This window comes from Streptomyces sp. NPDC002144, assembly GCF_053593695.1.
In genome coordinates, this window is sequence record NZ_JBSFDB010000086.1 from 1 (window position 1) to 22,644 (window position 22,644).

At 71.7% G+C, this 22,644-nt stretch carries 21 protein-coding genes and 1 pseudogene; 11 read left to right on the forward strand and 11 right to left on the reverse strand.

What is annotated here, in order from left to right; genetic code table 11:
- Window positions 1-88: 88 nt before the first annotated feature.
- The 3 genes from ACWCQ1_RS48700 to cobT all read right to left on the reverse strand — a co-directional run bounded on the left by ACWCQ1_RS48700 (window position 89) and on the right by cobT (window position 3,799).
- Window positions 89-829 carry a hypothetical protein gene (locus tag ACWCQ1_RS48700; protein WP_358606407.1) on the reverse strand — a complete coding sequence of 247 codons (741 nt, stop codon included), beginning with the start codon at window positions 827-829 and terminating at the stop codon, window positions 89-91.
- A gap of 49 nt (window positions 830-878) precedes the next feature.
- Window positions 879-2,615 carry a phosphatidylglycerol lysyltransferase domain-containing protein gene (locus ACWCQ1_RS48705; protein WP_451029674.1) on the reverse strand — a complete coding sequence of 579 codons (1,737 nt, stop codon included), beginning with the start codon at window positions 2,613-2,615 and terminating at the stop codon, window positions 879-881.
- A gap of 83 nt (window positions 2,616-2,698) precedes the next feature.
- Window positions 2,699-3,799, reverse strand: a complete 1,101-nt coding sequence (gene cobT, locus ACWCQ1_RS48710; RefSeq protein ID WP_451029675.1) for a nicotinate-nucleotide--dimethylbenzimidazole phosphoribosyltransferase — start codon at window positions 3,797-3,799, stop codon at window positions 2,699-2,701.
- Between the two features lie 104 nt (window positions 3,800-3,903).
- Between cobT and ACWCQ1_RS48715 the strand changes: the two genes are divergently transcribed.
- Window positions 3,904-4,416 carry a methyltransferase domain-containing protein gene (locus ACWCQ1_RS48715; RefSeq protein WP_451029676.1) on the forward strand — a complete coding sequence of 171 codons (513 nt, stop codon included), beginning with the start codon at window positions 3,904-3,906 and terminating at the stop codon, window positions 4,414-4,416.
- A 28-nt stretch (window positions 4,417-4,444) separates the two neighbouring features.
- Here ACWCQ1_RS48715 and ACWCQ1_RS48720 read toward each other — a convergent pair whose 3' ends face one another.
- On the reverse strand, window positions 4,445-5,650 hold the full coding sequence (locus ACWCQ1_RS48720) for a bifunctional adenosylcobinamide kinase/adenosylcobinamide-phosphate guanylyltransferase (protein WP_358606417.1): 1,206 nt from the start codon (window positions 5,648-5,650) through the stop codon (window positions 4,445-4,447).
- Window positions 5,651-5,764: 114 nt separating this feature from the next.
- Between ACWCQ1_RS48720 and ACWCQ1_RS48725 the strand changes: the two genes are divergently transcribed.
- Complete coding sequence (locus ACWCQ1_RS48725; protein ID WP_133042923.1) at window positions 5,765-5,977, forward strand: hypothetical protein; 213 nt, start codon at window positions 5,765-5,767, stop codon at window positions 5,975-5,977.
- A 58-nt stretch (window positions 5,978-6,035) separates the two neighbouring features.
- Here ACWCQ1_RS48725 and ACWCQ1_RS48730 read toward each other — a convergent pair whose 3' ends face one another.
- The 3 genes from ACWCQ1_RS48730 to ACWCQ1_RS48740 form a co-directional block, all read right to left on the reverse strand.
- Entirely contained in the window at window positions 6,036-7,103 is a 1,068-nt protein-coding gene (locus ACWCQ1_RS48730; protein WP_451029677.1) for a S1C family serine protease, read from the reverse strand.
- A gap of 56 nt (window positions 7,104-7,159) precedes the next feature.
- A complete protein-coding gene (locus tag ACWCQ1_RS48735; RefSeq protein ID WP_358606421.1) occupies window positions 7,160-7,861 on the reverse strand; it encodes a class I SAM-dependent methyltransferase in 702 nt (233 codons plus the stop codon).
- 83 nt (window positions 7,862-7,944) lie between these two features.
- The gene (locus ACWCQ1_RS48740) at window positions 7,945-8,616 is read right to left on the reverse strand and encodes a DUF3043 domain-containing protein (RefSeq protein ID WP_133042920.1); all 672 of its coding nucleotides are present in this window, start codon (window positions 8,614-8,616) and stop codon (window positions 7,945-7,947) included.
- 203 nt (window positions 8,617-8,819) lie between these two features.
- Between ACWCQ1_RS48740 and ACWCQ1_RS48745 the strand changes: the two genes are divergently transcribed.
- The 5 genes from ACWCQ1_RS48745 to ACWCQ1_RS48765 all read left to right on the forward strand — a co-directional run bounded on the left by ACWCQ1_RS48745 (window position 8,820) and on the right by ACWCQ1_RS48765 (window position 14,289).
- A complete protein-coding gene (locus ACWCQ1_RS48745; protein WP_133042919.1) occupies window positions 8,820-9,599 on the forward strand; it encodes a PspA/IM30 family protein in 780 nt (259 codons plus the stop codon).
- 32 nt (window positions 9,600-9,631) lie between these two features.
- Window positions 9,632-9,919, forward strand: coding sequence for a PspA-associated protein PspAA (pspAA, locus tag ACWCQ1_RS48750; protein WP_133043098.1), 288 nt, complete (start codon window positions 9,632-9,634; stop codon window positions 9,917-9,919).
- A 96-nt stretch (window positions 9,920-10,015) separates the two neighbouring features.
- Window positions 10,016-11,239: a sensor histidine kinase gene (locus ACWCQ1_RS48755; RefSeq protein WP_358606425.1), complete on the forward strand. Its 1,224-nt coding sequence runs from the start codon at window positions 10,016-10,018 to the stop codon at window positions 11,237-11,239.
- The gene (locus ACWCQ1_RS48760; RefSeq protein ID WP_133042917.1) at window positions 11,236-11,916 is read left to right on the forward strand and encodes a response regulator; all 681 of its coding nucleotides are present in this window, start codon (window positions 11,236-11,238) and stop codon (window positions 11,914-11,916) included. The genes ACWCQ1_RS48755 and ACWCQ1_RS48760 overlap by 4 nt, the downstream gene beginning before the upstream one ends.
- A 108-nt stretch (window positions 11,917-12,024) precedes the next feature.
- A complete protein-coding gene (locus ACWCQ1_RS48765) occupies window positions 12,025-14,289 on the forward strand; it encodes a protein kinase domain-containing protein (RefSeq protein WP_358606428.1) in 2,265 nt (754 codons plus the stop codon).
- 16 nt (window positions 14,290-14,305) lie between these two features.
- Here ACWCQ1_RS48765 and nadA read toward each other — a convergent pair whose 3' ends face one another.
- Window positions 14,306-15,490 (reverse strand): quinolinate synthase NadA, encoded by a 1,185-nt coding sequence (gene nadA / locus ACWCQ1_RS48770; protein WP_133042915.1) that lies wholly within the window; start codon window positions 15,488-15,490, stop codon window positions 14,306-14,308.
- Between the two features lie 242 nt (window positions 15,491-15,732).
- Between nadA and ACWCQ1_RS48775 the strand changes: the two genes are divergently transcribed.
- Complete coding sequence (locus ACWCQ1_RS48775; RefSeq protein WP_030582488.1) at window positions 15,733-16,089, forward strand: iron-sulfur cluster assembly accessory protein; 357 nt, start codon at window positions 15,733-15,735, stop codon at window positions 16,087-16,089.
- 85 nt (window positions 16,090-16,174) lie between these two features.
- Here the strand turns inward: ACWCQ1_RS48775 and ACWCQ1_RS48780 are convergent, their stop codons facing one another.
- Both ACWCQ1_RS48780 and ACWCQ1_RS48785 read right to left on the reverse strand, forming a co-directional pair.
- Complete coding sequence (locus ACWCQ1_RS48780; RefSeq protein WP_451029678.1) at window positions 16,175-18,262, reverse strand: hypothetical protein; 2,088 nt, start codon at window positions 18,260-18,262, stop codon at window positions 16,175-16,177.
- 187 nt (window positions 18,263-18,449) lie between these two features.
- Complete coding sequence (locus ACWCQ1_RS48785; RefSeq protein ID WP_208782858.1) at window positions 18,450-18,659, reverse strand: hypothetical protein; 210 nt, start codon at window positions 18,657-18,659, stop codon at window positions 18,450-18,452.
- A 133-nt stretch (window positions 18,660-18,792) separates the two neighbouring features.
- Here ACWCQ1_RS48785 and ACWCQ1_RS48790 point away from each other — a divergent pair, with 133 nt between their 5' ends.
- Entirely contained in the window at window positions 18,793-19,767 is a 975-nt protein-coding gene (locus ACWCQ1_RS48790) for a carbohydrate kinase family protein (RefSeq protein WP_451029679.1), read from the forward strand.
- 15 nt (window positions 19,768-19,782) lie between these two features.
- Here the strand turns inward: ACWCQ1_RS48790 and ACWCQ1_RS48795 are convergent, their stop codons facing one another.
- On the reverse strand, window positions 19,783-21,159 hold the full coding sequence (locus ACWCQ1_RS48795) for a cysteine desulfurase/sulfurtransferase TusA family protein (protein ID WP_358606436.1): 1,377 nt from the start codon (window positions 21,157-21,159) through the stop codon (window positions 19,783-19,785).
- A gap of 287 nt (window positions 21,160-21,446) precedes the next feature.
- Here ACWCQ1_RS48795 and ctaC point away from each other — a divergent pair, with 287 nt between their 5' ends.
- Window positions 21,447-22,409: an aa3-type cytochrome oxidase subunit II gene (gene ctaC / locus ACWCQ1_RS48800; protein ID WP_133042910.1), complete on the forward strand. Its 963-nt coding sequence runs from the start codon at window positions 21,447-21,449 to the stop codon at window positions 22,407-22,409.
- Window positions 22,406-22,644 (forward strand): annotated as a pseudogene (locus ACWCQ1_RS48805) (cytochrome ubiquinol oxidase subunit I); the annotation flags it as partial. The gene ctaC and the pseudogene ACWCQ1_RS48805, both read left to right, overlap by 4 nt.

Below are 22,644 nucleotides of genomic sequence, written 5' to 3' on the forward strand. Positions count from 1 at the left end.
AACGTGACTACATCTTCAACGGCACTCTGACCGTCACCGCGATCGTCATCTGGCTCCGAGACACCGTCCAAGAGCCATCAGAAACGACCTAGCGCCGCGACCGCCGCTGGTGTGGTTCGTGGCGTGGGGCTGTGGACGGGATCAGGGATGGGCCCGGGACCGAGTCCGCGCGCGGTCGGCGTCGGCGGCGGCGGAGTGCCGAGAGGGTGATCAGGGCGGCCACCGCCGCGATCGCCGCGAGGTGCTCCTTGCCGGCCAGGTTGCCCTTCAACGCCACCTCGACCGCCATCGCCGCGGTCACCGCGCCCGCCGTCACATACGCGCCGTAACGCCAGCCGAGGAAGACGGCCAGACCCACCACGGCCGCCGACGGACCGGTGTCGACCACCCGGGCGTCCGACGAAGGCAGGCCGAAGAGGCTGTCGAAGCCCAGCCAGATGCCCAGACGCGCGTACAGGGTGCCGGCCAGTGTCGCGGTGTAGGCGATGACCAGCGTGCGCAGTCGGCCGAGACAGATCTCCGCGATCCCGAAGACGAACAGGACCTGCAGGAGCGCGCCCCACACCGGCAGGTCCAGCGCGGGAACGAACAGGGAGAGCGGCGTGCGCAGCAGGGCCAGCCACAGCGGGTCCTCGGCCCGCGCCCCGCCGACGTCCTGCACGAACCCGTACCCCCAGGACTGGTTCTGCACGATCTGCACGGCCGCCGTCAGCGCCACCGCCGCGAGCGTCATCGGGGCCGCCCGCAGTCGCCGCTCGACCAGCGGCCCGCGCACCGTGAGGTACACGAGCCCCCATTCGGCACGGGCCCAGCGGGCGAGCCTGTTCATCCGGCCGGTCCTCATCCGGTCCTCATCCGTCGTGCTGTCTCTGCCGCTCCTACCGGTGGGTTTCCAGATGCCGCCGATGCAGCCACTTCGGCAGCCCCGGAGCCTCCAGGAACCCCTCCGCGTGCGCCGACGCGAGGCCGATGCGCGGGAGGTCCGCGCTCTTCTCGAAGAGCAGGAAGCGCGGCTCCCAGATGGGCCGGTACTTGGCGTTGGCGCGGTACAGCGACTCGATCTGCCACCAGCGGGAGAAGAAGCTGAGCAGCGAGCGCCACAGCCTCAGCACCGGCCCGGCACCGATACGCGCCCCACGTTCGAAGACCGAACGGAACATGGCGAAGTTGAGCGAAACCTGGGTGATCCCGATGTCCCCGGCACGGCGCAGCAGTTCCAGCACCATGAACTCCATCAGCCCGTTGTCCGAGTCGCGGTCCCGGCGCATCAGGTCCAGCGAGAGCCCGTGCGGCCCCCACGGCACGAAAGACAGCAGCGCCTTGAGCTCACCCCGCGCGTCCGTGCACTCCAGCATCACGCACTGCCCGTCCTCCGGGTCTCCGAGCCGCCCCAGCGCCATGCTGAACCCGCGCTCGGTCGCCCCGTCCCGCCAGTCGTCCGCCCGCTTCAGCAGGTACGTCATCTCGTCGGCCGGGATGTCCTCGTGCCGTCGTACCCGCACGCCGTACCCGGCCCGCTTCACCCGGTTGTAGGCCTGCCGCACGGTCCGCATGGCCCGCCCCTCCAGGGTGAACTCGGTGACGTCCACGATCGCCTCGTCACCCAGCTCCAGGGCGTCCATCCCGTGGCGCGCGTACACCGTGCCCGCCTCCTCGCTCGCCCCCATCACGGCCGGGATCCACCCGTGCGCCCGGGCCTCGGCGAGCCACGGCTCGATGGCGCCCGGCCAGGCCTCCGGATCCCCGAGCGGATCACCGGAGGCCAGCGAGACGCCTCCCACCACCCGGTAGGCGACCGCCGCCTTCCCGGTCGGCGACCACACCACGCTCTTCTCCCGGCGCAGCGCGAAGTAGCCGAGCGAGTCGCGCTCCCCGTGCCGCTCCAGCAGCGCCCGCAGCCGCTTCTCGTCGTCCTCGGTGATCGGGTCGACGGCCCGCCGGGAGCGGAAGGCGGCGTACAGGACGGCCAGCACGAGCAGGGTGCTGAGCACGTTGATGGCGACGTTGACCCAGTTCGGCGCGTCGATGCCGGGGAAGCGGGACTCGTCGACGGCGACCGAGACCAGCCGGAAGGTGCCGTAGCGCCAGCGCTCCAGGAACGTCGAACTCGCCGCGTCCGGCGCCTGGTTGGTGACGGTGACCAGCAGACCGGCGAGCAGCGAGGCGGCCAGCGTGCCGCCGACCGCGACGGCGGCGGCGAGCTTCGGGTTCGACCGGTCGCCCTTGGCGTAGAACTCCCTGCGGCCCACCAGCAGCGCGGCGACGAAGCCCGCGGTGAGGACGAGCGAGATCCAGTTCTGGGTGTACTGGCGGATCTCCGGGAACGCCATCGCGAAGGCGAACAGCCCCAGGAAGGGGCCGGCCAGCGCGAGGTTCAGGATCCAGGCGGCGCGCTTGCGGCGGCGCATGGTGATGGCGAGGAAGGCGGTGAACACCCCCGACGCGAAGCCGGCGGTCAGCAGGTACGGCGTGAAGAAGTTCTCCTGGTTGTGCCGCCGCACGTCCTGCCCCAGGGAGACCCAGACGGCACTGAGGAAATTGACGAACGCGACGGCCCGCAGGTACCAGACAGCGAAAGCGGCGGCTCGACGCGAGGCATTTCGGGCATCTCCCATAGATAAGGATCATATGGTGGATGCCCGGCTGAACCCGTCCATCTTTGGTCTGCCGTGCGGCCGACTTTCGGCTGTCCTGCCGCCTATTCCGTCGCTTCCTTCGCGACTTCCGCGGTTTTCTCGTCCTCCTCGGGAACCTCGGGCTTCTCCGGCAACTCCGCGGACAGTGCCGCCGCGGCCTGCACCAGCGGCAGCGCGAGCAGCGCGCCCGCGCCCTCGCCGACGGTCACCCCCTGGGTCAGCAGCGGCTCCAACGCCATCCGGTCCAGCGCCTTCGCCTGCCCCGGCTCCCCGCTGTCGTGCGCCGCCAGCCACCAGTCCGGCGCCCGGAACGCGATCCGCTGGGCCACCAGCGCGCAGGCGGACACCACGACCCCGTCGAGGATCACCGGCGTCTTGCGCACCGCGCTCTGCAGCAGAAAGCCCGTCATCGCGGCGATGTCGGCCCCGCCCACGCTCGCCAGCAGCTGCAGCTGGTCCCCGAGCACCGGCCGGGCCCGCCGCAACGCGTCCCGGATCGCCGCGCACTTGCGCATCCAGGCCAGGTCGTCGATCGCGAGCCCGCCCCGCCCGGTCACCACGGAGGCGTCGGTCCCGCACAGCGCGGCGATCAGCACGCCCGCCACCGTCGTCCCGCCCACGCTCACATCGCCGAGCACCACCAGATCCGTGCCCGAGTCGGCCTCCTCGTCGGCGACGGCGACCCCCGCCCGGAACGCCGCCTCGGCCTCCTCCAGGCTGAGCGCGTCCTCGATGTCGATCCGTCCGCTGCCGCGCCGCACCCGGTGCCGCACGACCTCGTCCGGAAGCGCGTCCGGGTCGCAGTCCAGAGACATGTCGACGACCCGCACCGGCACCCCGAGCCGCCGCGCCAGCACCGACACCGGACGGCCGCCCTCCAGCACCTCGCGCACCAACTCGCCGGCGCCGCCCGGGCGTCGCGCCGAGACACCCAGCTCGGCGACCCCGTGGTCACCGGCGAAGAGCACCACCCGGGGCTGTTCGATCGGCCGCACCGGTACCGCGGACTGCGCCGCGGACAGCCACTCACCCAGGTCGTCGAGGCGGCCCAGCGACCCGGGCGGCACGATCTGACGCTCCCGGCGCGCCTCGGCGTCGCGGCGCACCCCGCCGTCGGGGCGCTCGATCAGATCGGTGAAGTCGTCGAGATTAAGCGAGCTCATTCGCCGAACAGTACCGGCACCGATCGAACAGGACGGCGCCACATGGCCATCACGCGCATCCCACGTCGTTGCCCACCACAGCCGTACACCTTATGTTCCTTTTTGTGGCTATTTCGGTGCGTCTCCTCAGCGACCTGGACCAACAACGCCGCCACCTCTCCACGGCCAGAGCCGTCCTCAGACTCCTCCCCGAACCGGAGAGCTGGCTGGACGTGGCCACGGGCGACGCGGACTTCCCCGAAACCGCCAGACGCCTGTTCCCCTACACCTCCTTCGACGGCACGGACCCGACCCCCCGAGTCGCACACGCCCAGGCGGCGGAACGAGTGGAGCAGGCCTACGTGGGCCCCCTGACCCACCCCCAGATCACCATGGCCGTCAGATCCCGCTACGACGTGGTGACGATGCTGCGCACCCCGGTTTCCAGGGAGGAACTCCGCACGGCCATCACCGCCCTCCGCCCGCACGGCCTCCTCGTCGTGGAGACCCCGGGTCCCCACTGTGCAAGCGTGCGCACGGAGTTGGAGTCCCAGGGCTGCGTACTCGTCCGATCGAATCACCCAGTCCTGGACCGCCTGACGAAGACACGGCTTCTGATTGCATGCCGGGTGCCCTGAGCGAACCCGCACCAGACGAACAACCGACTCACCCCCGCAAAACCACCGCCTGCCCCGCAACAACCAGCACCACCGCCTCACACTCCGCCCCGAACCCCGCGTTCAACCGCCCCAGCTCATCCCGATACCGCCGCCCGGACGCCGTAGCGGGCACGATCCCCGACCCCACCTCATTGGACACGGCGACAACCGTCCGCCGAGCCGCCCGCACCGCCGACGTCAACTCCCGCACCCGCTCCCGCAGGGCACGCTCCCCCCCGTCCGCCCACACCGCGTCGTCCCACGCCCCGACGGAGTCCATCGCGTCCGTCAGCCACAGCGACAGACAGTCGATCAGCAGCGGCGCCCCCTCCTCCTTCAGCAGCGGCACCAGGTCGCACGTCTCGGCCGTACGCCACGAGCCCGGCCGCCGCTCCCGGTGCGCGGCGACCCGCGACGCCCACTCGGTGTCCCCGCCCCGCGTCCCGCCCGTCGCCACGTACAGCACGTCGGGGAAGGCCTCCAGCCGCCGCTCGGCCTCCACCGACTTCCCCGACCGGGCCCCGCCGAGCACCAGCGTCCGGCGCGGCACGTCGGGCACGTCCTCGTACACGCCGACCGTCAGCGTCGAGCCGTCCGGCACGGCCCGCGCCCCCGCCGCGGCGAGCCGTCGCCGCAACTCCGCGCCGGGCGGCACGTCGTGGTCCAGATGGACGGCGACGACGTCCGTGGTCGGCCCGAGCGCGCCGACCGCCCGCAGCTTCGCCAGCGCGTCCGGCCGCCCCACGACGTCGGCGAGCACCATGTCGTACGACTCAACGGAGCCGTTCGCCTCCAGCCCGGCCGGCGCGCCCCCGGGCGGGAGGTACAGCAGCCGCTGTCCGTTCGGCCCGGTCACGGCGTATCCGGTGCCGGGCGCGTCCATCGCCACCGCGCGCACCCGATGCCCCGTCAGCAGCGCCAACTCCCGTCCGTCCGGCACCCGCCCGGGCTGCGGCAGCCCCGCGGGGACCTCGACGGGCGGTCCGTCGTGCGGGTGGGACAGCAGCACCTGGCGTACGCCGCCCAGGGAGTGCCCGGCCCGCGCGGCCGCGAAGGCGGCGCCCGGCGTCAGGTCGAGCAGCAGCGTGCCGTCCACGAGCACGGCGGTCGCCGCCCGCGCGTCCTCGCCGAGCGCGACCGCGCAGGCGGCACAGGGACAGTCGGGGCGGGGCAGTCCGAGGGGGGTACCGGTACCGAGCAGAGTCACTTCCACGAAAGTGATTTTCGCGTGTCTGCGCAGGTGTTGCCCGTCCGACTAGTCTTCAGGGCAGGAGCCGGACCAAGATCCGGCTTCTCCTTTGCAGGTGCTCATACACGGGAGGCGTACATGGCGTCATGGACGTGGCGGTTCGAGAAGGCCGACGGGGCGGAGGTCCCGCCCGCGGTGCAGCCCGAGGAGTTCACCACGCAGGGGGACGCCGAGTCCTGGATCGGGGAGCACTGGAAGGCCCTGCTGGAGGGCGGCGCGGACCAGGTGCGGCTGTTCGAGGACTCCACGGAGATCTACGGGCCGATGAGCCTGCGCTCCGCGGAGGCGTAAGCCGTACGGACCCGTAAGACGTACGGACCAGGGGGCGGCCCGCCGGCCGCCCCCGCCGTCACTGCTCGCCGAGCGTCACGTCGGTCTTCTTCTCGCTGCCGCCCCGGGTGTACGTCACCGTCGTCCTCTCGCCCGGCTTGTCCTGGGCCAGCGCCTCCGTCAGGGAGGTGATCGTGGTGATGTCCGTGTCACCCAGCCGGGTGATGATGTCCCCGGCCTCGAGGCCGGCCTTGTCGGCCGCCCCGCCGCTCTTCACCGACACCACGGCGACCCCGGCCGACTGGTAGGTGTCGTCGACCACCGTGCGGCCCGTGATGCCGAGTGCGGCCCGGCCGGAGTCGGTGACCTTGCCGTTCCTGACGATCTGGCCGGCGATCGTCCTCACCATCGAGGCGGGGATCGCGAACCCGATGCCCGGCGCCGCGCTGTCCCCGAAGGTGGGGTCGACGGCCGCGAGCGTCGGGATGCCGATGACCCGGCTGTCCAGATCGACCAGGGCGCCGCCGCTGTTGCCGGGGTTGATGGCGGCCGAGGTCTGCACCATGTTGGCGATCGTCGCGCCCGTACCGCCCCCGCCGCTGCCCTCGGTGACGGTCCGTCCGGTCGCCGAGACGATGCCCTGGGTCACGCTGGAGGACAGGCCGAGCGGCGAGCCCATCGCCAGCACGATCTGGCCGACCCGGACCTTGGAGGAGTCCGCGAACACCGCCGCCTTCAGTCCGCTCGGCACCTTGTCCAGCTTGACGACGGCCAGGTCCTGCTGCGGGTAGGAGGAGACGAGCCGGGCGGTGAGCGTGTCCTCGCTGTTGGCGGTCGTCACCTTGAAGGTCTTCTCCTCGCCGACGACATGCGCGTCGGTGACGATGTGCCCCTTGTCGTCGTACACCACCCCCGAGCCCAGGTCGTTGGTGGCCTGGATCTGCACGACGGACGGCAGCACGTCCTTGATCACCCGCTGGAAGTCGCCCTGAAGATCGCTGCCGGACTTCCGCGCGAGGGCCTGCGCGGTCTGCGGGGTGGACGTCTCCGAGCGGTCAGAGGAACCGTAGCCGTAGCACCCGCTCACCAGTGCGAGGACGGCGAGGGGGGTGAGCAGACGCAGGGCACGGATACGGGTGACGTCCATGCCCCGAGTGTCTCTGCGGGGTGAAGGTCCGGCCTGTGCTGCACGCCCGAACGGGCTCAGCCGCGCACCCCGCACAGGTGCAGCAGCGCCGCCACCCGCCGATACGGATCCGTCCGCCCCGCCCGCTCCTCGGCGGCCAGCAGCGTCTCCACGTCGGCCGGTGCCTCCGCGTCGTCGGCCGCCGTGTCCGTGAAGACCCGGACGCCGTACCAGGTGTGCAGGGGCGCGCCGATGCCGGCGAGGGTGTCCGTCAGGGTCTCCAGACGGTCGGCGCGGACGTCGAGGCCGAGGCGGTTCCGGTAGGACACGCTGTCGAAGGCGGCGAGGGCGCCGGCCCAGTCGCCGTACAGCCCGGGCCGCATCGCCAGCGCGTCGGCGTTGCGCACCAGCAGCGACAGCAGGCCGCCGTGGGCGAGCATCCGGGCGAGCCCCGCGAGCAGCGCGTCCGGGTCCTCGACGTACATGAGCACGCCATGACAGAGCACCACGTCGAAGCTGCCGGGGAGAAAGTGCACCCCGGTGTCCCGGCCGTCGCCCTCGATGATCCGCACCCGCTCCCGGATGCCCTCCGGCTCGGCGGCGAGGGCCTCCCGGGCCACCGCGACCATGGTGGCGTCCTGCTCCACGCCGGTCACCTGGTGCCCGGCCCGGGCCAGCCGCAGCGCCTGCGTGCCCTGGCCCATCCCGACGTCGAGCACCCGCAGCCGCTGCCCGACCGGGAAGCGCCCCACTATCTGCTCGTCGAGCTGCCGGGCCACCAGCTCCTGCCGTACGGCGTTGCGCAGCCCGCCCAGCTTCTCCAGCCAGGATCTGGCCGCGCCCCCGGAGAACGACGTCGTGCTCAGGGCCGCTCTCCGCGCTTGACCTGCGGCTTCGGCAGCCGGAGCCGGCGCATCTGGAGGGAGCGCATCAGGGCGTACCGGGTGGCGCCCTTGCGGTTGTGGTCCGGGAAGCGCTCGGCGAGCGCCTTGCGCAGCCGGAAGGCGCTGACGGCCGCGTCGAGCACGATGAGCACGATCACGATCAGCCACAGCAGCAGCGCGATGTTCTGCAGCGCGGGCACCCGTACGACGCTCAGCACCAGGATGACCACGGCCATCGGCAGGAAGAACTCCGCCACGTTGAAGCGCGAGTCGATCCAGTCGCGGGCGAACTTGCGCACCGGGCCCTTGTCCCGGGCGGGCAGATACCGCTCGTCACCGCCGGCCAGCGCCTGGCGCTGCCGCTCCAGCGCGGAGCGGCGCTCCTCGCGCTGACGCTTGGCGGCGTCCTTGCGCGACAGCGTCGTGTTGGCGACGCTGCGGCGCTGGGACTGGGCCTCGTTGCGCTTGGGCGTGGGGCGGCCCTTGGGGGCCTGCGGGTCACGGGGCTGCTTGGAGTCGGTCAGCGACGCCTTGTCGGCGCCGGCCTTCTCTTCCTTGGCACGGCTACGGAACACAAAACCCAAGGGTACGGGGTGCCCGGGGTTGGACCCCAGCCCCGCGGGGAACGATCCGGCAACACCAGTCGTCATGTAAGGGACAGAGGGGGCGGTTTCCCCAGGGGGACACCTACTCCCTACGCCGGAGCGGGTGGGGACGCAGTCGTCCTTGGGGATGAGCGCATCCGTCCCCGAACAGTGCGTCAATGGATGCAGGGCCCGTACTGTGGGTTCTGTCGCAGAGCTGGAGCTGGAAGTCCGTCAGAAGGGGGCGCGCGAAGCCCATGAGCGGTGTCATGAAGCGTATGGGGATGATCTTCCGCGCGAAGGCGAACAAGGCCCTTGACCGGGCCGAGGACCCGCGCGAGACCCTCGATTACTCGTACCAGAAGCAGCTGGAGCTGCTGCAGAAGGTGCGCCGCGGCGTCGCCGACGTGGCGACCAGCCGCAAGCGCCTGGAGCTGCAGCTCAACCAGCTCCAGTCGCAGTCCTCCAAGCTGGAGGACCAGGGCCGCAAGGCGCTCGCGCTGGGCCGTGAGGACCTGGCCCGCGAGGCGCTCTCCCGGCGCGCGGCGCTCCAGCAGCAGGTGACCGACCTCGAGACGCAGCACGCGACGCTCCAGGGCGAGGAGGAGAAGCTCACCCTGGCGGCCCAGCGGCTGCAGGCCAAGGTGGACGCCTTCCGCACCAAGAAGGAGACGATCAAGGCCACCTACACCGCCGCCCAGGCCCAGACCCGCATCGGCGAGGCCTTCTCCGGCATCTCGGAGGAGATGGGCGACGTCGGGCTGGCGATCCAGCGCGCGGAGGACAAGACCGCGCAGCTCCAGGCCCGCGCCGGCGCCATCGACGAGCTCCTCGCCTCGGGAGCCCTGGACGACCAGTCCGGCATGCACAAGGACGAGATCCAGGCCGAACTGGACCGGATCTCCGGTGGCTCGGACGTGGAGCTGGAGCTGCAGCGCATGAAGGCGGAGCTGGCCGGCGGGTCGCCCCAGCAGGCGATCGAGGGCGGCAGCGGGCAGGCTCAGTCCCAGCAGCAGCCGCAGGACACCCCACGCTTCGACAAGCAGTAGGGGGTCACCCCTAGGAGGCCGAGATGGGCGACATGGTCGTCAGGATCATGGGAGAGGGTCAGGTGAGGCTGGCCGACAGCCACCTCGCCGACCTCAACAAGCTGGACGACGAGCTCCTGAGGGAAATGCAGAACGGCGACGGCCCCGGCTTCCGCCGCACCCTCGCGGCCCTCCTCGCCAAGGTCCGGGAACTGGGCACCCCGCTCCCGGACGACTCCCTGGAACCCTCCGAACTGATCCTCCCCTCCTCGGACGCGACCCTGGAGGAGGTCCGCGAGCTCCTCAGCGACGACGGGCTGATCCCGGGTCACCCCGGCTGATCCCGGGTCCGCAGCGGCGAGGGCCGGCCCGTCGGCCGGTCCGGGGTACCGCAGGCGCCAGTTCCCGCGCGGTGCGGCGCCCCGTACTGTGCAAGCGTGAGCGCCACCCTCGAACGCACCCGCTGCCGCCTGCGGGCCCACCCCCTCGCGCTGGACGCGGCCCTGGCGGCCGGGGTCCTCGTCTGCATGGTGGCCGCCTCCTTCGCGGACGGGCACGGCAGACACGGCGTCGCCTGGGGCATCCGCACCCCCGACCCGCTCGCCCTCGTGCTGATGACCCTCGGCGCGCTCGCCCTGGTCTTCCGCCGCCGGGCCCCGCGCACCGTCCTCGCGCTCACCGGCGCCGTCTCCCTGATCGAGTGCGTGGTCGGCGACCCCCGCGCCCCGGTCGCCATGTCGGCCGTCGTCGCCCTGTTCACCGTGGCCGCGACCACCGACCGCGCCACCACCTGGCGCCTGGGCCTGCTCACGATGACCGTCCTCACCGGCGCCTCGATGCTCTTCGGCCCGCTGCCCTGGTACGCCCAGGAGAACCTCGCGATCTTCGCCTGGACCGGCATCGGCGCGACCGCGGGCGACGCCGTACGCAGCCGCAAGGCCGCCGTCCAGGCCATCCGCGAACGCGCCGAGCGGGCGGAACGCACCCGCGAGGAGGAGGCCCGCCGTCGGGTCGCCGAGGAGCGACTGCGTATCGCCCGCGATCTGCACGACGTCGTGGCCCACCACATCGCCCTGGTCAACGTGCAGGCCGGCGTCGCGGCCCATGTCATGGACAAGCGGCCCGACCAGGCCAAGGAGGCCCTCGCCCACGTCCGCGAGGCCAGCCGCTCCGCGCTCAACGAACTCCGCGCCACCGTCGGCCTGCTGAGGCAGTCCGGCGACCCCGAGGCCCCCACCGAACCGGCTCCCGGCCTCGACCGCCTCGACGAACTCGTGGGCACCTTCCGCAACGCGGGCCTCCATGTCGAGGTCGCCCGCGCCGACCAGGACACCACCCTGCCCGCCGCCGTCGACCTCGCCGCCTACCGCGTCATCCAGGAAGCCCTCACCAACGTCCAGAAGCACGCCGGCAGCGAGGCGAAGGCCGAGGTCAGCGTCGTACGCGTCGGCCCGAACATCGAGATCACCGTCCTCGACGACGGCGCCGGCCAGGACGACGACCCCGAGCACGGCGGCGGCCACGGTCTGCTCGGCATGCGGGAGCGCGTCAGCGCCCTGCGCGGCACCCTCACCACCGGCCCCCGCTACGGCGGCGGCTTCCGCGTCCATGCGATCCTGCCGGTCAAGACCCGCACGGCCACCACCGGGGGAAGCGCATGACCATCCGTGTCCTGCTCGCCGACGACCAGGCGCTGCTGCGCAGTGCCTTCCGGGTGCTCGTCGACTCCGAGCCCGACATGGAGGTGGTCGGGGAGGCGTCCGACGGCGCGGAGGCGGTGCGGCTGGCGAAGCGGGAGCGGGCCGACGTCGTGCTGATGGACATCCGGATGCCCGGCACCGACGGCCTCGCCGCCACCCGCATGATCAGCACCGATCCCTCCCTCGCCCATGTCCGCATCGTCATCCTGACCACCTTCGAGGTCGACGACTACGTGGTGCAGTCCCTGCGCGCGGGCGCCTCCGGCTTCCTCGGCAAGGGCAGCGAGCCGGAGGAACTGCTCAGCGCCATCCGGATCGCGGCCGGCGGCGAGGCACTGCTCTCCCCGGCCGCCACCAAGGGCCTGATCGCCCGCTTCCTCGCCCAGGGCGACCCCTCCGACGGCCACGACCCCGCCCGCTCCGAACGCCTCGACGCGCTCACCGTCCGCGAGCGCGAGGTCCTCGTGCAGGTCGCCGGCGGCCACTCCAACGACGAGATCGCCGAACGCCTCGAGGTCAGCCCCCTCACCGTGAAGACCCATGTCAACCGGGCCATGGCCAAGCTCGGCGCCCGCGACCGGGCCCAACTGGTGGTCATCGCCTACGAGTCGGGGCTGGTACGGCCGCGAGCGGAGTGAGCGGGCTGCGGCGTGCGGCGCCCGGAGCCACGAGCACCGGCGTCGTCCCGTCCTCGGGGCTTTCCTATGCTGGGCGCGAAGCTGCTCAACGGGGGAGAGGAACGGGCGGTGGCACTGCACGAGGGTGATCCCGAGGTGCTCGGTGAGTACCACATCGTCGACCGGCTCGGGATCGGTGGGATGGGCGTGGTGTACCGGGCGAGATCCCGGTCGGGACGCGAGGCCGCCGTCAAGGTGGTGCACGCCCAGTACGCCGCGGACCCCGTCTTCCGCGCCCGTTTCCGGCAGGAGATAGCGGCCGTCCGCAAGGTGAGCGGTGCCTTCACCGCGCCCGTCGTGGACGCCGACCCGGAGGCCGACCGGCCCTGGATGGCCACCCAGTACGTGCCGGGGCGCTCGCTCTCCGCCCAGGTCCGGGACGACGGCCCGCTGGCGCCCCGCGAACTGCGGCGTCTGGCGCTGGGGCTGGTCGAGGCGCTGCGTGACATCCACCGGGCCGGGGTGGTGCACCGCGACCTCAAGCCGGGCAACGTCCTGATGGCCGACGACGGTCCCCGGGTCATCGACTTCGGCATCTCGCGCGCGGCGGAGAACCAGACGCTGACCGAGACCGGGCACATGATGGGCACCCCCCCCTTCATGTCACCGGAACAGCTCATGGACGCCCGGTCCGTGGGGCCCGCCTCGGACATCTTCTCGCTCGGGGCCCTGCTGGCGTTCGCCGCGACCGGCCGGGGCCCCTTCGACGCCGACAGCCCCTACATGACGGCGTACCAGGTGATGCGGGAGGAGCCGGTGCTGGACGCCGTGCCCCCGCCGTTGCGGGACGTGGTGCTGCGCTGCCTCGCCAAGGAGCAGGCCGCCCGCCCCGGCCTCGACGAACTGTCCCGCTCCTTCGCCGAGGCCCTGGCCGATCCCGGCCCGGACGACACGCCCACGCTGCCCGAGCGGCGTCCGGTCCCGGTGCCGACGGTGCCGCCGTCGTCCGTCCCCGCCGCGCCGGTCCACGGGACGCCCCCGGCGCCGGACGTCCTCGACAGCTCGCCGCCGCGCGCCCGGAGCCGCCGGCTGCCGGTGCTCGCGGGAGTGGCGGGCGTGCTCGTGGCCGTGCTGCTGGCTTACCTCCTGGGACCGCTCAAGGGCGGTGGCACACCCGGGGCAGGCGCCTCGCCGAGCCCTTCCGCCACCCGCTGGTCGGCTCTTCCGGCGGACTGGCGGCCCTGGCGCACCTCGGTGTTCGCCACCGCCGCCCACGGTGTGCGGCACGCGCCCTCGGCCGGCACCTACGCCGACGGTTCCGGTGTGATGCCGTCCTGTGTGCTGGGCGGCGGGTCCGTCTACTGCGTGGGCAACGGCGCGTTGCCGGTTCGCGTCGACGCCGCGACCGGCCGCGCGGTCTGGAGGGCCGCGGCCCTGCCCGCCGGTGCCGGCGCCGACCGTTACGGCGCCCTCGCCCTCGGCGTGCGGGACGGAGCGCTGCTCGTGCGCGAGAACGTCAGGAACGCGGCGGGCAACGATGAGGCCTCCGCCGTCGTCGCCTACGCCACCGCCGACGGCAGACGGCTGTGGTCCCACCCGAGCGAGGACGGTCTCGCCGACGCGACGGTCCTCGGGAACCTGGTCCTCACCCCCGACGGCGCGGCCGTGACCGCGCGCTCCCCGCGCAGCGGCGCCGCGCGCTGGAGGACGGCACTGCCGGCCGGGTACCACTGCACGTTCCTCGCCGACGGCGACCGCTCCTACGCGGACTGCGTCGACTACCACACGGCTTCGGGCGCCGACCGTCTGCTGCTCTCCCTCGACCGGGCCGACGGTTCGACGCGACGGCTGCGCTCCGCACCCCCGGTCACCGCCACCTACGCCGGGGCGGTGGACGGTCGTCTGGTGTTCACCGCGCCCACCACGAACGATCCGACGGCGGACGGCTCCGTCGCCACCCGGATCGTGTCGGTCGACCCCGCCGGCGACAGGGCCCGCACCGTCCGGCTGGGCGAGGGACAGCCGGGCCGGACCACTCTGGTGCGGGGCGTGCTCTGTTTCGTCGGCAGCAACGGCCGGGTCACGGCCGTCTCCCCGCTGACCGGCAGAGCGCTGTGGCGGACCGCGACGACGCTGGAGCAGCCGGGCGCGGCCGTCGCCGACGGGGGCCAGAGCGTGTTCGTCGCCAGCCCCAGCGGTCGGATCGCGGCCCTTGACGCGCGGAAGGGGACCCTGCTGTGGGAGTCCTACCCGCGCGCGGACCGCGTCGGCATGTACGGCGGCGCGATCCAGGGTCCGTTGTTCGAGGACGGTTCCCTGGTGGGATGGAGCCCCGACGGCACGCTCTTCACCCTCGATCCCGCCCACCCCGAGCGGCGGTCCGTCTCGGGGTGAGCGTGCCCGGGACGGTCTACGGCAGCGCCAGCATGCGCTCCAGCGCCAGCTTCGCGAACGCCTCCGTCTCCTTGTCGACCTCGATCCGGTTGACCAGGTTGCCCTCGGCCAGCGACTCCAGGGCCCAGACCAGATGGGGCAGGTCGATGCGGTTCATGGTCGAGCAGAAGCAGACCGTCCGGTCGAGGAAGACGATCTCCTTGCCCTCGGGGGCGAAACGGTTCGCGAGCCGTCGTACGAGATTGAGCTCGGTGCCGATGGCCCACTTGGAGCCCGCCGGGGCCGCCTCCAGGGCCTTGATGATGTACTCCGTCGAACCGACGTAGTCCGCCGCCGCGACGACCTCGTGCCGGCACTCGGGGTGGACCAGCACGTTCACGCCCGGGATGCGCTCGCGCACGTCGTTCACCGAGTCCAGCGAGAACCGGCCGTGCACCGAGCAGTGGCCGCGCCACAGGATCATCTTCGCGGCGCGCAGCTCCTCGGCGGTCAGCCCGCCGTTCGGCTTGTGCGGGTTGTAGACGACGCAGTCCTGAAGGGACATGCCCATGTCCCGCACGGCCGTGTTCCGGCCCAGGTGCTGGTCGGGCAGGAACAGGACCTTCTCGCCCTGCTGGAAGGCCCACTCCAGCGCCCTCCGCGCGTTCGAGGAGGTGCAGATCGTGCCGCCGTGCTTCCCGGTGAACGCCTTGATGTCCGCGGAGGAGTTCATGTACGACACCGGCACGACCTGTTCGGCCACGCCGGCCTCGGTCAGCACGTCCCAGCACTCGGCGACCTGTTCGGCGGTCGCCATGTCGGCCATCGAGCAGCCGGCGGCGAGGTCGGGCAGGACCACCTTCTGGTCGTCCGACGTCAGGATGTCCGCGGACTCCGCCATGAAGTGCACACCGCAGAACACGATGTACTCCGCCTCCGGGCGCGCGGCCGCGTCCCGGGCCAGCTTGAAGGAGTCGCCCGTGACGTCCGCGAACTGGATGACCTCGTCGCGCTGGTAGTGGTGGCCGAGCACGAACACCTTGTCGCCGAGCTTCTCCTTGGCCGCGCGGGCGCGCTCGACCAGGTCGGGGTCGGACGGCGAGGGCAGGTCACCGGGACACTCGACACCGCGCTCGCTCTTCGGGTCGGCCTCCCGGCCGAGGAGCAGCAGGGCGAGAGGAGTCGGCTGTACGTCGAGCTCCGGGGTCTGGGCGGTGGTCACGACACGCACCCTTTCTACTTTTCGTCGATCTGACGTTATCTATCATAACCCGGTTCACGTCACTTTGACGATGGTCATAGCGTCGATGTGACGTGAATCCCGAAGGGTCGTTTTCCGCTCGCCATCCCGTGTGCGAGCATGAAGAGGACGCCGAAAGACAGGCGCCGGCCCGGAATGAATCCGCGGCCTTGCCGGTTGGAACAGTCGGCAAGCAGTCTCCGTACAACCCGGGAGAGATGTAGATGTCCGTATCGGACGAGACCAGCACCGTCACCGACGGCATCATCCTGTCCGACGCCGCCGCGGCGAAGGTCAAGGCCCTGCTCGACCAGGAAGGCCGTGACGACCTGGCCCTGCGGGTCGCCGTCCAGCCCGGTGGCTGCTCCGGCCTGCGCTACCAGCTCTTCTTCGACGAGCGTTCGCTCGACGGAGACGTGGTGAAGGACTTCGGCGGCGTCAAGGTCGTCACCGACCGTATGAGCGCCCCGTACCTGGGCGGCGCGTCCATCGACTTCGTGGACACGATCGAGAAGCAGGGCTTCACGATCGACAACCCGAACGCGACGGGCTCCTGCGCCTGTGGTGACTCCTTCAGCTAAGCCCTTGACGAGCTGCTGAACAACTGAACAAGCCGAAGGCGGCGGCCCCCTCCGACAGGGCCGCCGCCTTCGCGCCTTCCGGCGGCTAGCGCACCCCGGCCGACGTCCGCGGCAGCCGCGCTCCCGGCTTCACCTGCGGGATCTCCTGGCCGTCCGAGCCCACGACCTTGCGGTCGCCGAGCGGCTCGTCCAGGTGCACGATCCGCGTCATCTGCTTGGCGATCATGATGCAGACCTTGTCCTTCCACGGCGTCTCGGTCACCGTGACGGTCACCTCGTCCGAGCTCTCCGTCGCCTTCGCGTCGTAGTCGCCGCAGACACCGCCCGTGAAGCTCACGGTCAGCGTCGTGCCGGTGGCCAGATAGCCGTCGACCTTGACGTCCCGGGTGTCGGGCGCCGCGGAGCCCGACGGGGTGGGCTGCGCGGAGGGGGAGTCGGAGGCCAGGTACTTCGGGTCGATGGCCGGGTACGTCACCGTGAACGTGTTCTGCGCGCCCGCCGCCCGCACCTGGAACAGCCAGGACGGCACCAGAGCGGGCCGGCCGCCCACGGTGTGCGAGGCCAGCCCGAACACCGCGTGCTCGACCGTGGCCGCGTTCCGCGCCGGCGAGGCCGTCGCGGCCGACGTCGACTGCCCGCACGGCGCCTCGAGGCGGTCCTTCAGCGGTACGGGGCTGGCGCAGCCGCCGATGCCCATGCGGTGGTCGGTGCGCGGTGCCGCGTTGAGCAGGTCCAGCGTCCTGCGCGCGTTCAGCACGGGGTACGTGTCGCCCTTGACCGGTGTGCTCAGCTGACCGCTGCCGCCGACCACCTCGCCCTGCGCGCCGATGGTCAGCCCCGTGGTCCGGCCGTACGTCGGCAGTCCGCCCACCACCGGATCGGCGTTGACCACCCGCTGGGCGCCCATGACCTGGCTCGCGTCCACCTTCGCGTCGTCCTGGCCCACCGCCTTCAGCACGGGCGCCGCGGCCTTCTCCGCGGCCGCGACGCCGATCGTGTCGACGGCCGGGTTCGCGGGGTCCTTGGTGCACACGGTGACGCTCTGACAGGCGTCGGTCCCGGCCGCGTACCGGTGGAAGGTCCAGGTGCCGGGCGTCTGCCGGTTCACCACGAGGCTCGGCCCGGACCCGTCCTTGTCCGGCCCCACCTGCCAGGCCTGGCCCTGGGCCACGGGCGTCCCCTGCAGCCCCAGTGCCCTCGCCAGCCGGGCCACCTGGTCCTTGGTGACGTCACCCGTCACGCGGTACACGGGCGCCGAGTCCGGCCCGTCGGGCAGCGAGCCGTCCGCCCGGTACGTCACGCCGTACGGATTCGGCTCTCCGGGAGCGATCCCGTTCGTACCGCCCGAGCCGTAGCCGTCGAGAGCGAGCGGCGGGGGAGTGTCGTCCCCGGACGCCCCGGCCCCCGTACGACCGCCGGAGCCGTCGGACGCGGAGGCCGCGAGGTAGGCCCCGCCACCGCCGACGAGGAACACGGCGGCGGCCACGGAGGCGATGAGCACGGGGGAGCGACGGCGGGACGTCCGGGGGCCGTCACCGGCTTCGTGCGGTCCGGGGACTTCGGTGGGGGGCGCGGCCTGGTGATGGTCGGACCCACCGCCCGAGCCGGAACCGTCGCCCGAGCCGGAGCCATCGCCGAGTACGGCGGACTCGGCGGGCATGGCGGTTCCGGCACCGCTGGTTTCCTGGGAGCGGGGGGTGTCGGCCTGTTCCGGGCCCGCCGGACCCTTGCCCGCCGTCACCTCCGCGCCACCGGAGCCCACGCCTACCCGGCTCTTGAGGTCATCCGGGCTCTCAGCCGCCAGGGTGCTTTCGGCGTCCGCGCCCTCGTCGGCCTGGCTCTCGGGGGCGTCCGGGTGCTCAGCTACCGTGCTGCCTTCGGCGTCCGCGCCTTCGCCGACCCGGCTCTCGGGGGCGTCCGGGTGCTCAGCTGCCGTGGTGGCTTCGGCGGCGTCCGGGTGCTCGCCTGCCGGGGTCCCCGCGGTGTCCGAGGCCGGGGCGGTCTGGTCGGTCTCGGCGCCCGGTGTCTTCGCGGCCTCTCGCTCGTCGTCAGGAGCGGTCCCGTCGGGGTGTGCACCGCCGGGGGAAGCGGCGTGCAGGGCGCCGCGCTCCTCCCCGTCGCCCCGCTCCGCGGCGGAGCCGGCGGTGTCGTTGTCGGGTCGCTCGGTGTTCACCGCATCGCTCCTTCGGCTGTGCACTGTCCCTGTGACCCTGACCCGGCCCTGTCAAAAAGGTCGGCCGGAGGGTCGTATCGCGCATCCCCTCGACGGGGGACGGCGATGGGACGCACCGGGGGAGCGCACGGTTCCCTGAAACGCGCCGATCCGGACTACGGACGCCGATTCGGCCGCCGTGGCACGCTCAGTCGCCGTAGTCCGACATCGCGTCCAGCAGCCGGGCGGACTTCGACGGCACGGTCACGCCGTGGATCAGGGACGGGGAGACGGGCCGGGCGGCGATCCGGTCGGGCACGGCCCAGTGGGGAGCCATCCGCGCGCAGTCGCCCCGCAGCGACGCGAGGTCGCCTTCCAGGTCGACCGGGACCGGGGAGTGGACCTTGAGGTTCGTCATAACGGAACCGTATGCACGCCCAACGCTGTGAAGAAAGATCTACTATCGGGTAGTTTTGGCGCCTTCAGCGCTCCGGTACGACCCGGTAGCGTGAACCGTCAACCCAGTTTCTCCCTACAGGAGAGTCCACCCCGTGCGCATCGCAGTCACCGGCTCCATCGCCACCGACCACCTCATGACCTTCCCCGGCCGCTTCGCCGACCAGTTCGTCGCGGACCAGTTGCACACGGTCTCGCTCTCCTTCCTGGTCGACAACCTCGACGTACGCCGGGGCGGCGTCGGCGCGAACATCGCCTTCGGCATGGGCCAGCTCGGCACGAAGCCCGTCCTCGTCGGCGCGGCCGGCTTCGACTTCGACGAGTACCGCGCCTGGCTCGACCGGCACGGCGTCGACACCGACTCGGTCCGGATCTCCGAGACCCTGCACACCGCCCGCTTCGTGTGCACCACGGACTCCGACCACAACCAGATCGGCTCCTTCTACACGGGCGCGATGAGCGAGGCCCGGCAGATCGAGCTGAAGACGGTCGCCGACCGGGTGGGCGGGCTGGAGCTCGTCCTGATCGGCGCCGACGACCCCGAGGCGATGCTCCGGCACACCGAGGAGTGCCGCTCCCGCTCGATCCCCTTCGCCGCCGACTTCTCCCAGCAGATCGCCCGGATGAACGGCGACGAGATCCGGATACTGCTGGAGGGCGCGACCTACCTGTTCTCCAACGAGTACGAGAAGGGGCTCATCGAGTCCAAGACCGGCTGGAGCGACGGCGAGATCCTCACCAAGGTCGGCCACCGGGTCACCACGCTCGGCTCGCGCGGCGTCCGTATCGAGCGGGTCGGCGAGAACCCGATCGAGGTCGGCTGCCCCGAGGAGGAGCGCAAGGCGGACCCGACGGGTGTGGGCGACGCCTTCCGCGCCGGCTTCCTGTCCGGCCTCGCCTGGGGCGTCTCGCTGGAGCGCGCGGCCCAGGTCGGCTGCATGCTGGCGACCCTCGTCATCGAGACGGTCGGCACCCAGGAGTACCAGCTGCGCCGCGCCCACTTCATGGACCGCTTCACCAAGGCGTACGGCGACGAGGCCGCCGCCGAGGTCCAGAAGCACCTGGTGTAGCGGCCGGCAACTTCGCTAGGAGACCCGGCGGACCAGATAGGCCGAGCCCCGGTCCGCCGGTTCCTCACCCACGTACTCCTGCCCCCGCATCGCACACCACGCCGGGATGTCCAGGCGGGCCGCCTCGTCGTCGGCGAGCACCCGCACCGTGCCGCCCACCGGCACGTCCCCGATGACCTTGGCCAGCTCGATGACCGGCAGCGGGCACAGCTTGCCCAGGGCGTCCACGACGAGGGCGCCCTCCTCGCGCACGGTCACCGGCACCGGCGCGCCCAGCTTCTCCCGCACCCCGCTCACCGCCCCCGGCAGAACCTCCAGGAACCGCTCCACGTCGGCCTCGGTCGTGCCCGCCGGCAACGAGACCCGCACATTCCCCTCACTCAGCACCCCCATCGCCTTCAGCACATGGCTGGGCGTCAGCGTGCTGCTCGTACAGGACGACCCGGAGGAAACCGAGAAACCGGCGCGATCCAGCTCGTGCAGCAAAGTCTCCCCGTCGACATAGAGACACGAGAAGGTGACGATCCCGGGCAGCCGCCGCTCCGGATCGCCCACGACCTCGACGTCGGGCACCAGCTCCGGCACCCGCGCCCGGATCCGCGCCGTCAGCTCCCGCAGCCGTACCGCCTCTTGCTCCGCCTCGGCCCGCACGGCCCGCAGCGAGGCGGCCGCCGCCACGATCGCCGGAATGTTCTCGAACCCGGCGGCCCGCCCCGACTCGCGCTCGTCCGCGGGCCCTTGCACGGCGAACCGCACCCCCTTCCGCGCGACGAGCAGCCCGACCCCGGCGGGCCCGCCCCACTTGTGCGCGCTGGCCGTGAGCAGCGACCAGTCACCGCCGACCGCCCCCCACCCCAACGACTGCGCGGCGTCCACGAGCAACGGCACCCCCGCCGCCCGGCACACCTCGGCCACCTCCGCCACCGGCTGCACGGTCCCCACCTCATGATTGGCCGACTGCAGACAGGCCAGCGCGGTGTCCTGCCGGAGCGCGGCAGCGTACTCCGCCGGATCCACCGCCCCCGTCCGGTCCACCGCCACCTGGCTGACCGTCCCCCCGCCGCCCTCGTGCACGTCAGCGGCATGCAGCACCGAGGAATGTTCGACAGCAGACACGATCAGGTGACCCCCGACCCGCCGCCGACCCGCCAACGCGCCCGCCATCCCGGTGTGTACGGCCCGCGTTCCGGAGGACGTGAACACCAGTTCGTCAACCCGGCACCCCACAGCCTCCGCAGCAGCCTCCCGAGCCGCATCCAGCAGCATCCGGGCCTTCCGGCCCTCTTTGTAGAGCCGCGCAGGATCGGCCCACCCATCATCCAGCGAGGCCAACAGCGCCTGACGAGCGACGGGATGGAGTGGAGCGGAGGACGCGGCGTCGAAATAGGACATACGCAAACGCTATGACGCCCCTCGCGGCAGCGGACCCAAGGGGCGCGGGGCTGTGACATCAGCGGCTCCGCCGCGGGGCGCGACCAGCCACAAACAACCTGCAGCCGCCAAACAAGCGAACCCACCCGCTCACTAGGCCCCCCTCCCCGCGAACCCTCGGAGAGCGTCGGCTAGGGTTTGGTCCGCATAAACATCCAAACCCCTGCCCGACGCAGGGCGGCGACCGACCAGATGAGAAGGCAGGCCGCAGCCGATCCGCGCGGGCGAGACTCTCGGGAAGGCGCTACGTGAGTCCCAACGGCTCCGACCGCTCGCCGCGGCGCCCGATGCGGCGGAAGCTGCTGCAGGCAATGACCGCGGGCCTGGTCCTGGCGACCGCCACCGGTTGCACATACAAGGACTTCCCCCGCCTTGGTATGCCCACCCCGACCACGGAAGAGGCTCCGCGGATCCTCTCCCTGTGGCAGGGCTCCTGGGCTGCCGCGCTCGCCGTCGGCGTGCTGGTGTGGGGTCTGATCATCTGGAGTGCGATCTTCCACCGGCGCAGCCGCACCAAGGTCGAGGTTCCTCCGCAGACCCGGTACAACATGCCCATCGAGGCGCTGTACACGGTGGTCCCGCTGATCATCGTCTCCGTGCTGTTCTACTTCACGGCACGTGACGAGTCGAAGCTCCTCAGCCTCACGGACAAGAAGCCCGAAGTGACGGTCAACGTCGTGGGCTACCAGTGGAGCTGGGGCTTCAACTACATCACTCCGGTTCCCGGGGTGACGGGCGACGCGAAGACGGACCCGAACCTGGCGAACATCCCGGACAGGTTCAAGAACGCGTTCCCGGCCAACGCCGGCGGCGTCTACGACGTCGGCACGCCCGCCACGCGGAACCCGCAGACCGGCAACCCGGGTCCGACCCTGTGGCTGCCCAAGGGCAAGACGGTCCGCTTCGTCCTCACCTCGCGTGACGTCATCCACTCCTTCTGGGTGGTGCCGTTCCTGATGAAGATGGACGTCATCCCGGGCCACACCAACTCCTTCCAGGTGACCCCCAACAAGGAGGGCACCTTCCTGGGCAAGTGCGCCGAGCTGTGCGGCGTCGACCACTCCCGGATGCTGTTCAACGTGAAGGTCGTCTCCCCGGAGCGCTACGAGCAGCACCTCAAGGACCTCGCCAAGAAGGGGCAGACCGGTTACGTTCCCGCCGGCATCGCGCAGACGAGCCACGAGAAGAACCGGGAGACGAACAACCTGTGAGCATCCTCAACGAACCCCAGGGTGCCGCGGCAGCTGAGGGACACTACTCAGACGAGCTGCCGGTCCGGCGCAAGCAGCCCGGCAACGTCGTGATCAAGTGGCTCACCACCACTGACCACAAGACGATCGGGACGCTCTATCTCGTCACGTCGTTCGCGTTCTTCCTGATCGGCGGCGTGATGGCGCTGCTGATGCGCGCCGAGCTCGCCCGTCCTGGTCTGCAGATCATGTCGAA